This window comes from Rugamonas fusca (assembly GCF_014042365.1).
GTDB classification, from domain to species: domain Bacteria; phylum Pseudomonadota; class Gammaproteobacteria; order Burkholderiales; family Burkholderiaceae_D; genus Rugamonas; species Rugamonas fusca.
Genome location: NZ_JACEZS010000001.1, coordinates 408,422 through 420,205 on the forward strand (window position 1 = coordinate 408,422; position 11,784 = coordinate 420,205).

At 62.3% G+C, this 11,784-nt stretch carries 9 protein-coding genes; 3 read left to right on the forward strand and 6 right to left on the reverse strand.

Annotation, left to right across the window (positions count from 1 at the left end; all coding sequences use genetic code 11):
* Positions 1-77 precede the first annotated feature (77 nt).
* The 5 genes from H3H36_RS01685 to H3H36_RS01705 all read right to left on the reverse strand — a co-directional run bounded on the left by H3H36_RS01685 (position 78) and on the right by H3H36_RS01705 (position 3,699).
* Complete coding sequence (locus H3H36_RS01685) at positions 78-857, reverse strand: peptidylprolyl isomerase (protein WP_182213261.1); 780 nt, start codon at positions 855-857, stop codon at positions 78-80.
* 114 nt (positions 858-971) lie between these two features.
* Positions 972-1,244, reverse strand: a complete 273-nt coding sequence (locus tag H3H36_RS01690; protein ID WP_182213263.1) for a BolA family protein — start codon at positions 1,242-1,244, stop codon at positions 972-974.
* Positions 1,244-1,873: a septation protein A gene (locus tag H3H36_RS01695; protein ID WP_182213266.1), complete on the reverse strand. Its 630-nt coding sequence runs from the start codon at positions 1,871-1,873 to the stop codon at positions 1,244-1,246. The genes H3H36_RS01690 and H3H36_RS01695 overlap by 1 nt, the downstream gene beginning before the upstream one ends.
* Positions 1,874-1,897: 24 nt before the next feature.
* Positions 1,898-2,296 carry a peptide-methionine (R)-S-oxide reductase MsrB gene (gene msrB / locus H3H36_RS01700; protein WP_182213269.1) on the reverse strand — a complete coding sequence of 133 codons (399 nt, stop codon included), beginning with the start codon at positions 2,294-2,296 and terminating at the stop codon, positions 1,898-1,900.
* 8 nt (positions 2,297-2,304) lie between these two features.
* Entirely contained in the window at positions 2,305-3,699 is a 1,395-nt protein-coding gene (locus tag H3H36_RS01705) for a protein adenylyltransferase SelO (protein ID WP_229219656.1), read from the reverse strand.
* A gap of 295 nt (positions 3,700-3,994) precedes the next feature.
* On the opposite strand from H3H36_RS01705, the gene H3H36_RS01710 reads away from it, so the two are divergent.
* Positions 3,995-5,644, forward strand: a complete 1,650-nt coding sequence (locus tag H3H36_RS01710) for a 3-(methylthio)propionyl-CoA ligase (RefSeq protein WP_220459561.1) — start codon at positions 3,995-3,997, stop codon at positions 5,642-5,644.
* A 32-nt stretch (positions 5,645-5,676) separates the two neighbouring features.
* On the opposite strand, the gene H3H36_RS01715 is transcribed toward H3H36_RS01710, so the two are convergent.
* A complete protein-coding gene (locus tag H3H36_RS01715; protein ID WP_182213271.1) occupies positions 5,677-6,252 on the reverse strand; it encodes an NnrU family protein in 576 nt (191 codons plus the stop codon).
* 210 nt (positions 6,253-6,462) lie between these two features.
* Between H3H36_RS01715 and H3H36_RS01720 the strand changes: the two genes are divergently transcribed.
* Positions 6,463-8,550: a 3-hydroxyacyl-CoA dehydrogenase NAD-binding domain-containing protein gene (locus H3H36_RS01720; protein ID WP_182213274.1), complete on the forward strand. Its 2,088-nt coding sequence runs from the start codon at positions 6,463-6,465 to the stop codon at positions 8,548-8,550.
* 247 nt (positions 8,551-8,797) lie between these two features.
* Entirely contained in the window at positions 8,798-11,767 is a 2,970-nt protein-coding gene (locus tag H3H36_RS01725) for an EAL domain-containing protein (protein WP_182213277.1), read from the forward strand.
* Positions 11,768-11,784 lie beyond the last annotated feature (17 nt).

An 11,784-nucleotide genomic window follows, 5' to 3' on the forward strand; every position in this document is an offset into this window, starting at 1 on the left:
ATCGCGCCTGGCGGACAGTGCGCATTGTTGAACGCAGAACTAAAAACGGCGCCCAGTGGGCGCCGGTGACGACTATATTACTGAATCTTTGCTTTCTTGACCATTTCTTGTTGGTAAGTTTGCAGTTTCTTCTGGGTCAGTGCTTCCGCGATCTGTGGCTTCACTTCTTCCAGGGTAGGCAGCTTGGCTGGACGGATGTCGTCCACCTTGATCACGTGGAAGCCGTTCGGGGTTTGCACTGGCTTCTCGGTGAACTGGCCTTTTTGCAGGTTCACGAAGGCGTCCGAGAATGCAGGTGGGAACGACGATGGGGTCGCCCAGTCCAGGTCGCCGCCGGTCGAGGCGGAGCCGGTGTCCTTCGATGCCTTGGCCAGGTCTTCGAACTTGCCGCCGGCTTTCAGCTTGGCGATGACGTCGTTCGCTTCCGCTTCGGTGCCCAGCAGGATGTGGCGTACATGGTATTCCTTGTCGCCGGCTTGCTTGGTGAAGCGGTCGTATTCAGCCTTGATGTCGGCGTCCGAGACGGGGTTCTTCTTGACGAAATCGCCAACCAGGGCGTTGATGATGATGGCCTGGCGCGCGTTCTCCAGCTGTTGCTTGACGTTCGGATCCTTGGCGAAGCCTTGCTTTTCCGCTTCCTGCATCATCACTTCACGGCCGATCAGGTCTTTCTTGATCAGTTCACGCAGTTGCGGGGAATCTTGTTGCTGGCCTTGAGCGACCACTTGCTTGACGACGGCGTCGACGCGCGAAGTAGGAATAGCCTTGCCATTGACGACAGCAATGTTTTGAGCAAAAGCAGGTACGGCGGCAACGGCGAGAAGTGCAATCAGCAAACGGGCTGGCTTGAAAGTCATTATTAATTCCTGTAAAGGGAAAGTTTAAGCTAAAAGTAGTTGGCTCAGGTTAGACCGTCATGGTGGCGTCATGTTTCAAGACTATTCTGTATCCAACCTAAACCTTGCGCTACATCATACTTCGGATGGTGCCAGTGCGGTAATGGCCAATGCATGAATTTCTTTATGCATCATATCGTGCACGGAATCATACACGAGTCGATGTCGCATGACGAGTTTGATCCCTTCGAATCGGGCGGAAACAATGCGCACCGTGTAATGGCCACCACCGGAGGCGGCGCCGGCGTGGCCGGCGTGCATGGCGGACTCGTCGCCAATATCCATTGCCAGCGGCGCCAGGGCTGCTTGCAGGCGGGTACGGATCTTTTCCAGACGTGGATCGTTCATCAAGCTTCATCCTTCATGTGTTTCGACAAATACAGGGTCTGGCCCACGATAAATACAAACATGATGGACGTGGAACCAAAAGCCTTGAAGCTGACCCATGCGCCCGTATCGCCTTTGAACAGCACAAAGGCGACAAACAGGTTCAAGAAACCCATGGCCGCGAAGAAACAAATCCATGCCAGGTTAATCCGGTTCCAGATCACATCAGGTAAATGAATGATGTGTTCCATCGATTTACGCATGAGGTTCTTTTTGAAAGCCAGTTGCGAAACCAGCAGGCCGATGGCGAAACACCAATAAACGATAGTCAGCTTCCATTTGATGAAGTTGTCGTCATGGAAGTAAATCGTCAGGCCGCCGAAGAATATAAACATGAACAGGGACAGCCACAGCACGAAGTCCACTTTCCGGCCGCGCAGTTTGATGTAAACAATCTGGCCCATGGTGGCGATAATGCCGACCAGCGTGGCGATGATGATGGGCGACTGGGCCGCCGTGACCACGCCGCCGGATACCAGCGCGCTCAGGTAGGTATTGATGAAGTCTTGCGCCGCGTCGGCATGGATGCCGGCCAGTTTGTAGGCGGCGAAGAAGGCCAGCAGCGGGAGAAAGTCGAACAGGAATTTCATGGTGGGATAGAGAATGGCGGTCGATCAGGTTTCAGGGTCAAAGCGCAGCGAAGCTGAATTAATGCAGTAACGCAATCCGGTCGGCGGCGGGCCGTCCGGAAATACATGTCCCAGGTGGGCATCGCAGACGGCGCACAGGATTTCGGTGCGCAGCATACCATGCGAACGGTCCACTTTCTCCGTCACGTGGGCCGGATCGAGCGCTTCGAAGTAGCTGGGCCAGCCGCAGCCGGAATCGAACTTGGCGTCGGAACGAAATAGCGGCGTGTTGCAGCACACGCAGGTGTAGATGCCCGCTTCGTGGTGATCCCAGTACTTGCCCGTGAACGCCCGCTCGGTGGCGGCGTGGCGCGTCACTTCGAACTGCATCGGGTCCAGCTGGGCGCGCCATTCGGCTTCGCTCTTGTGTACTTTGTCTGTCATGTTGATCCTCAGGAAGAACAGCTCACTTCAAGATGGCTTGCCCAGTCCGGCGGCAAGGCGGCATAGTGCTCATGCTCTGGCTGTTCGTCGTATGGACGCTGCAGAACTTTCAACAAGCGTGCCACTTCAGTAAAGTCCTTATTTTGCGCCTTTTCAATCGCAAGCTGCGCGAGGTAGTTGCGCAAAACATACTTGGGATTGACACGGTCCATGGCGAGGCGGCGCGGCGCGTCCACGCTGTCTTCGGCGCGCAGGCGGGCACGGTACTGCGTGGCCCAGGCGTCGAAAGCAGGACGGTCCAGGAACAGGTCGCGCAGCGCGGTATCGGCGCCGGGATTGGCCACTTCCAATTTGCCCAGGGTACGGAAGAACAAGGTGAAATCAACGCTGTTCGCTTGCATCAGCGCGAACATGGCGTCAAATAGCGATTCGTCGCCGTCGCGCTCGCTGCTCAGGCCCAGTTTGGCACGCAACAGCGCGCTGATCTTGTTCGCGAACGCGGGCTGATAGACGTCCAATGCGGCCTGGGCCGCTTCGACCTCGCCGATCAATGGCAGCAACGCTTGCCCCAGGGCGTAGCAATTCCAGTGGCCGATCTGCGGTTGCATGGCGTAGGAATAGCGTCCTTGCTGGTCGGTGTGGTTGCAGATGTGCTGCGAGTCGAAGGCTTCCATGAAGCCGAACGGACCGTAGTCCAGGGTCTGGCCCAGGATGGACATATTGTCCGTGTTCATCACGCCATGCATGAAGCCGACGGCTTGCCAATGGGCGATCAGGTGCGCCGTGCGGCGCGTCACTTCTTCCAGCAAGGCCTGGTAAGGATTGCCAGTGTCGCGCAACTGAGGATAAAAACGGTCTATCACATAATCGGCAAGCAGCCGCAGCTGTTCCGGCTTGTTCTGGTAGAACCAATGTTCAAACGAGCCGAAGCGCACGAAACTGGGCGCCAGCCGGACCACGACGGCGGCCGTTTCCGGCGTTTCGCGCATCACGCCCTGGTCCGACCCGGTCACCGACAGCGCCCGCGAGGTGGGGATGCCCAGGGCGTGCATGGCTTCCGAACACAGGAATTCACGGACGGATGAGCGCAGCACGGCACGCCCGTCACCCATGCGGGAATAGGGCGTCAGGCCGGCGCCTTTCCACTGCAATTCCATGGGCCCCTCAGCACTGTCCACATTGCCCAGCAAGATGGCGCGGCCGTCGCCCAACTGGCCGGCCCATACGCCAAACTGATGGCCGGAATATACGGCCGCCAGCGGCTGGGACTGTTCAGGCACGAGGTTCCCCGTCAACAGGTCGACATAATCGGTTCGCCCCAGGCGTGTGGGGTCGAGCCCGATCAACGTGGCGGCCGCGTCGCTGACGCCGACCAGGTAAGGCGAGGGCAGCGGGGTGGGCATCAGCCGCGTGTAGAAGGCGGGAGGCAGGGACGCGAACGAATTGTCCAGCGGCAGTTTAGCGGCAGTAATGGTAATTCCAGTCGATGGTCATGGGTGCATAAGCGGGCTGTCGGATTTTACCCTACAGCGCCGATTCTATTGGGGCGCATCGCCAAATGACATGGTGGTTACACTCGGTAACGTCCGGCGCGCCACAGACCGGGTTGTTTATTGCAATGCAACATTGAAAAGCGTTGACGGCTTTCGGGCGGCCGTTTCAAACTTGAACGCAAGTCCAACCTCTCCAGGAGTGTCGATGTCCTTTCCACAAAGCCCCGTCATGGGGCAAATGATGAACCAGCCACTGCTGATCTCCAGTATTGTCGAATTCGCGTCGCGCCACAACGGCGGCAGTGAGATCGTCTCGCGCCGGGTCGAGGGCGACATGCACCGCTATACGTTCCGCGAGTGCCACCAGCGTGCACGCCGCCTGGCCAACGCGCTGCAGGGCCTGGGCGTGAAGATGGGCGATCGGGTGGCGACGCTGGCCTGGAATGGTTACCGGCACCTGGAAGCGTACTACGCGGTGTCGGGTTCCGGCGCCGTCTTGCATACCATTAATCCGCGCCTGCACCCGGAACAGGTGGCGTACATCATCAACCACGCGGAAGACCAGTTGCTGTTCTTCGACCTGACCTTCCTGCCCGCCATCGAGGCCGTGGCCGCCCACTGCAAGATGATCAAGGGCTATGTGCTGATGACGGACCGCGCCCACATGCCGGCCGACAGCAAGATCCCGGACCTGATGTGCTATGAAGATCTGATCAATTCGCACTCGGATGACTACACCTGGCCGCAGTTTGACGAAAATTCGGCGGCTACCTTGTGCTACACCTCGGGCACGACGGGCAATCCCAAGGGGGCCCTGTACTCGCATCGTTCGACGGTGTTGCACGCTTATGCCTCAGCGTTGCCGAACGCGCTCAACGTCACCTCCCACGACACGGTGCTGCCGGTGGTTCCCATGTTCCACGTCAACGCCTGGGGCTTGCCATATTCGGTGCCGTTGACGGGCGCGCGCATGGTGTTCCCAGGTCCTGCGCTCGATGGCAAGTCGCTGTACGAGCTGTTCGAGAGCGAAGGCGTGACCATGTCGGCCGGTGTGCCCACGGTCTGGCTGGGTCTGATCAATTACGCCTTGCAGAACAAATTGAAGTTTTCCACGTTCCGCCGCACGGTGATTGGCGGTTCGGCCTGCCCGCCGGCCATGATGAACACCCTGATCGACGAGTTCGGCGTTGAGGTCGTGCACGCCTGGGGCATGACGGAAATGTCGCCGCTGGGCACGGCATGTGTGTTGTCGAGCAAACACAAGGCTCTGCCGCAGGAGGAGCAGCGCAAGATCCTGCAAAAGCAGGGCCACGCCATCTTTGGCGTCGACATGAAGATCGTCGACGACGATGGCAAGGAGTTGCCGTGGGATGGCGTCGGTTATGGACACTTGCTGGTCAAGGGGCCGTGGATCATCAGCAGCTATTTCAAGGGCGAGGGCGGCGATGTGTTGCAGAACGGCTGGTTCCCGACGGGTGACGTCGCCACGATCGACCCCGACGGCTACATGCAGATCACCGACCGCAGCAAGGACGTCATCAAGTCTGGCGGCGAATGGATAGGCACGATCGACCTGGAAAATATTGCGATGGCGCATCCGGCCGTCCTGCAGGCGGCTTGTATCGGCATCTACCACCCGAAATGGGACGAGCGGCCGCTGCTGATCGTGGTGCGCCGCCCCGGCCAGGACGTGAGCCGCGAGGAGTTGCTGGCGTTCTATGAAGGCAAGATCGCCAAGTGGTGGACACCGGACGACGTCGTATTCGCCGACGCCTTGCCGCTGGGCGCCACCGGCAAGGTGCAAAAGAACAAGTTGCGGGAACACTACAAGGACCACCAGCTTCCCACCGCTTGAGCAAGCCGCCCCGGCTGGCCGGGGCGTTCTTGCTAAAAGGGCCGTACCCCGATCAGCCAGCCATGCAGCAGGAAGGCGAACACGGCCCAGCCGGCCAGGCCGGCCACCACCGTCGTCACCGTGGCGCCGGCGGTGCCAGCCGGATACACCTTGCCCTCGGCCGCATCGCGCTGGCGCGCGGCCCGGAAACAGAGGATGGCCCAGGCCAGGAAACTGCCGAACAGCACCACGTCATGCAGCTTGCCGTTCGCCAGCAAGTGGGCCAGGGCCCACACTTTCACCCCCAGCAGCATGGGATGGTGGACGCGGGCCTTGATGCCGTTGCGGGGAATATCCTTGGCCGCCAACAGGATGAAGGCCACCGCCGTCAGCAAGCCCGCCACGTGGCGCATGGCGACGGGCGGCGTCCACAGCACGACGGGGTTGTGCCGCGCCAGGCCGAAGCCCCATACGATCAGGATGAACCCCGCCAGCGATAGCAGGCTGTATCGCGCTTTCCACTTCGCTTCGCCAAGTTGCGCGCGTTGGGCCGTGCGCCAGTCGTCTGCCACGACGCGCACGGAATGCACGCCCAAGAACAGCACCAGTCCCAGTATCAAGATGACCATCGTTATCCTCTGTCGCAGATCGTGTTGTGGCGCCGCCAAAGACGCATCCCCATCGCCTTTTCGGCAACGTTGATTATACGTTCAGTCGGGCGCTGGCTTACAATGCAGCGCGCGGAGCACGATCGAACAAAAAATAATACGACCGTTCTTTTTCTGAGGTATAGTAAGGTTTTCGCAGCAAGCCCGTTACCAACACAACAAGGAAGAGACATGACCGCCGAATATCAAGTCAACGGTTCCGTTGCCGTCATTACCCTGAACAATCCACCCGTCAACGGCCTGGGCCTGTCCACGCGCACGGCCGCCGTGGCTGGCATCAAGCAGGCGCTGGCGGATGACGCCGTCAAGGCCATCATCATCACGGGCGCCGGCAAGGCGTTTTCCGGCGGCGCCGACATCAAGGAATTCAATTCGCCCAAGGCGCTGGCCGAGCCGAGCCTGCACACGCTGATCGCCACGGTTGAAAATGCCACCAAGCCAGTGATTGCCGCCATCCACAGCGTCGCCATGGGCGGCGGCCTGGAACTGGCGCTCGGTTGCCACTACCGCGTGGCCTTGCCGGGCGCGCAGATCGCCCTGCCGGAAGTGAAGCTGGGCTTGCTGCCGGGTGCCGGTGGCACGCAGCGCCTGCCGCGCGTGCTGGGCCTGGAAATGGCGCTCAACATGATCGTCTCCGGTACGCCGGTGATGTCGGAAAAGCTGGCCAAGACGGCGCTGTTCGACGAACTGCTGCCCGCCGACACTGACCTGATGGCTGGCGCCGTGGCGTTCGCCAACAAGGTGGCCGACGTGCGTCCGCTGCCGAAAGTGCGTGACCGCAAGGTCGATTATCCGAACCACGAAGCCTTCCTGCAGTTCTCGCGCAACACCGTGAAGGCCATGTCCGGCCCGTTCCCGGCGCCGCTGGAATGCGTGGAAACCGTGGCCGCCACCGTCACCAAGAAGTTCGAGGATGGCCTGAAGTTCGAGCGCGACCGCTTCCTGCACCTGATCCAGACCACGGAATCGAAGTCGCTGCGCCATGCCTTCATCAGCGAGCGCCAGTGCAGCAAGGTGCCCGACGTGCCGGCCGATACGCCGGTGCGCGCCATCAAGTCGGCGGCCGTGATCGGCGCCGGCACCATGGGCGGTGGCATCGCCATGAACTTCCTGAACGCGGGTATCCCCGTCACCCTGCTGGAAACCAAGCAGGAAGCGCTGGACAAGGGCATGGCCACGATCCGCAAGAACTATGAGAACACGATGAAGAAGGGCAAGCTGACGCAGGAGAAGTTCGACCAGCGCATGGCCCTGCTCGGAGGTACGCTGTCGTATGACGACATCGGCCAGGCCGATATCGTGGTCGAAGCCGTGTTCGAGGACATGGGCGTCAAGGAAACCGTGTTCCGCAAGCTCGATGAAGTGATGAAGCAGGGCGCCATCCTGGCCAGCAACACCTCCACGCTGGACGTGAACCAGATCGCCAGCTTCACCGCGCGTCCGCAGGACGTGATCGGCCTGCACTTCTTCAGCCCGGCCAACGTGATGAAGCTGCTGGAAATTGTGCGCGGTGCCAAGACCGGCAAGGACGTGCTGGCCACGGCGCTGGCCCTGTCCAAGAAGCTCAAGAAAACCGGCGTGGTGTCGGGCGTGTGCGACGGCTTCATCGGCAACCGCATGATCGAGCAGTACAGCCGCCAGGCCGGCTTCCTGCTGGAAGAAGGCTGCCTGCCTGAGCAGGTGGACAAGGCGATCGAGAAATTCGGCTTCGCCATGGGCCCGTTCCGCATGGGCGACCTGGCCGGCAACGACATCGGCTGGTACATCCGCAAGCGCCGCTACGTCGAGTCGCCCGAGATCAGCTATTCGAAGACGGCCGACCTGTTGTGCGAAATGGGCCGCTTTGGCCAGAAGACGGGCGCCGGCTGGTATGACTACAAGGCAGGTGACCGCAAGGCTTACCCATCGGACGTGGTCAACGCCATGATCGTCAAGCACTCGGCCGACATCGGCGTCGAGCGCCGCAAGATCAGCGACCAGGAAATCGTCGAGCGCCTGGTGTTTGCGATGGTCAACGAGGCGGCCCTGATCCTGGAAGAGGGCATCGCCATGCGTGCCTCCGACATCGACATGGTCTACCTGACCGGCTACGGCTTCCCGCTGTTCCGTGGCGGCCCCATGTTCTATGCCGACACGGTGGGCTTGCCCAACGTGTTGGCTGCCATCGAGAAGTACGGCCGCGGCCACCACGGCGAAGCGTGGAAACCGGCGCCGCTGCTGCTGCGCCTGGCCGCCGAAGGGAAGACCTTCAACGGCTAAGCAAGTCGGGCCGCCTGCCAGGGCGGCCTGCTATGGGGCTGGCGGTCCTCGCTGACCGCCCCCCCGCGTTCGCGCAGCCATGGTGCCGCTTCCATTTCGCTAGTGTTGCCGCGTTTGGACAGCGGGAGCGGATTCAGCGGCGCCTGTCCCCGCCCCATTGTCCCGGCTTGAAATTCATGTAAGACTTGCTCCAGATTCATTGCTCCCACCGCAACCGGAGAGGAAGTCCCCATGAGAGTCTGGCATCATGGCCGAAACCGCTAAACCCCGCAACGACATTAACCGCCTCAGCCTGCGCGCCAGGCTGCTCATCTGCTTCTCCGCGCTCGTGGTGCCGGCCGTGCTGGCGGCCCTGGCTTCGCTGCTGATCCACGAGCGGCTGGTGGCCACCATGGGCGCCTATCTGGACCAGGATGCCCGCATCGTCGAACTGGCCCTGCGCAGCAGCGCCGCGCTGGCGAACGCTGGCGCGACGCCGGCCGGCCAGAAGGCCGCGATGGAGGAAGTGCGCAACAACATGCGCAGCGCGGCCGCGCTGGCGCCGGACGCACTCAAGCAGGAAGCGCTCGACATTGGCGTGCTCAGCTACGACAGCCCACCCGATAAGCTGGCCGCCCGGCTGGCCACGCTGACCCAGCACGCGACCGACGCCAGTGCGGGCACGGAAGCGAGCTTGCGGCAATGGCGGGCCTTGTCGCGCGTGGTGCTGCTGCTGGGGCCCGCGTTGGCGCTCACACTGGGCACGGTATTGGCCTACGGCATCGCACGCGGCATGTACCGTACGCTCAGTGACTGCATCGCCTTCGCGCGCGACATCGCCGACGGCAAGATGCCATCGCGCCTGGTCCCGGACAGCAAGAACGAATTTGACGTGCTGGTCATTGCCGTCAACGACCTCATGCTCGACGCTCGCCACAATTCGCAATTGCGTCACGAACATGAGGCGCGGATCGCGGTGCTCGAGCGGGCCGCGCTGCTGCACGCGGCCGGCAGCAAGGCCCTGGCCACAGGCACGGACGAGGACGGCTTGTTGGCCGCTTTTTGTCACGGGCTGGTCGAGCAGGGCGGCTACCGGGCCGCATGGATAGGCCACGCGCGCCAGGACAGCGACCACAGCATCGAATTGGCCGCGCACGCCGGCATCGACCGCGAATTCTTCGAATCGCTCCACCTCAGCTGGGGCCAGGACTTGCGCCGCCATGCCGCGTGCGGCGGCGCCGTCCTGCTGAAGAAGCCGCAGGTGGTGCGCGACATGGCTGACGCGCCCGCGTTCGCCACGTGGCGTGGCGCGTTGTTGATGCGCAACTTGGTCAGTTGCATTGCCGTGCCCTTGTTGCGCGGTGGCGAGGCGCTGGGCGTATTGGCCGTGTATGCCAGCGACGCCAGTCCGTGCAACGACGACGAAGTGGCCTTGTTGCAGGAGCTCAGTCACACGCTGGCGGCCGGCATGGAGCGCTACCGTGAACTGGCCGCGCGCCAGCGCGCCGAGCAATTGCTGGAACGGCGGGCCAATTACGATGCGCTGACGGGCTTGCCAAACCGGGCCACGCTGGAGGCGCAATTGCTGCCGATGGCGAGCGCCGCCGATGCGGGCGGCAAGCGCCTGGCCGCCCTGTTCATCGACCTCGACCGCTTCAAGGAAGTGAACGACAACCTGGGTCACAAGGTGGGCGACACCATGCTGGTGGAAGTGGCGCGCCGCCTGGAAACGCTGGCCGGCGAGGGCAATCTGGTGGCGCGCCCCGGTAACGACGAGTTTGTGATCTTGCTGCAAAATCTGGAAGCGGGGGGCGATGCGGCCGCCGTGGCCAGTGCTGTCGTGGCCGGCTTGGCCCAAGCGCTGCCCAGCGGGCCGGCGCAAGTGCGCCCGCTGGCGTCGGTCGGCATCAGCCTGTACCCGGACGACGGCGCCGACGTGGCCAGCCTGCTGCGCCTGGCGGACCTGGCCATGCAGGACGCCAAGAGCACGGGCGGCAATACCTTCCGCTTCTACGCGCCCGCCATGAACGCGCGCATGGCGGACCGCTTCGCCATGGAGGCCGACTTGCGCCAGGCGCTGGAGAAGGGCGAATTGCTGATGCATTACCAGCCCCAGGTGAGCCTGGTCAACGGCGCCATCACGGGGGCGGAAGCGTTGCTGCGCTGGCGCCATCCCACGCGTGGCATGGTGGCGCCCAACGAATTCATCCGGCTGGCCGAGGAAACGGGTCTCGTGCTGCCGCTGGGCGAATGGGCGATCGGCCACGTGTGCGCGCAACTGGCGCGCTGGCGCAAGGCGGGGCTGGCCGTGCCCACGGTGGCGATCAATTTATCGGCCCAACAATTCCACCAGCCAGGACTGGTGGAGGTGGTGCGCAAGGCGCTCGACGCGAACGGGCTGACAGCGCGCATGCTGGAGCTGGAACTGACGGAGAGCGCCGTCATGCGCGATGTGCACGCGGCCACCGCCATCCTCAAGCAGCTCCAGCAGATGGGCGTGGGCGTGACGCTGGACGATTTTGGCACGGGCTATTCGTCGCTGTCCTACCTCAAGCGTTTCCCCTTGAACCACTTGAAGATCGACCGTTCGTTCGTGCGCGACGTCACCACCTCGCCCGACGATGCGGCCATCTGCAACGCCGTCATCAGCCTGGCGCACAGCATGCAAATCACGGTGATCGCGGAAGGCGTGGACACGGAGGGCCAGATGCACTACCTGCGCCGGCGCCTGTGCGACCAGATGCAGGGTAATCATTTCAGCAAGGCGCTGTCGGGTGACGCCTTCGCCCAGCTGCTGACGGACGGCAAGCGCATGCTGCTGCCGGCAGACCGGACCCAGCGCACCTTGCTGATCCTCGACGACGAGCCCAACATCGTGCGCGCGCTGGCGCGGGCCTTGCGTCCCGATGGCTACAAGCTGTTGCTGGCCACGTCGGCGGCCGAGGCGTTGCAACTGCTGGCTGTCAACGAGGTGCAGGTGGTGTTGTCCGACCAGCGCATGCCGGAAATGAGCGGCACGGAATTCCTGGCCAAGGTCAAGGACCTGTACCCGGAAACGATACGGCTGATCCTGTCCGGTTACGCTGACCTCGAATCGGTGATTGACGCCATCAACCGCGGCGCCATCTACCGCTTCTTCACCAAGCCGTGGGAAGATGAAGCACTGCGCCGCTGCATCGCCGAAGCGTTCCGCCAGCAGCAGGTGGAGCATGGCGCCGACGCCGTTGCTAGCGCCTGAGCAAAATCGGGGACGTA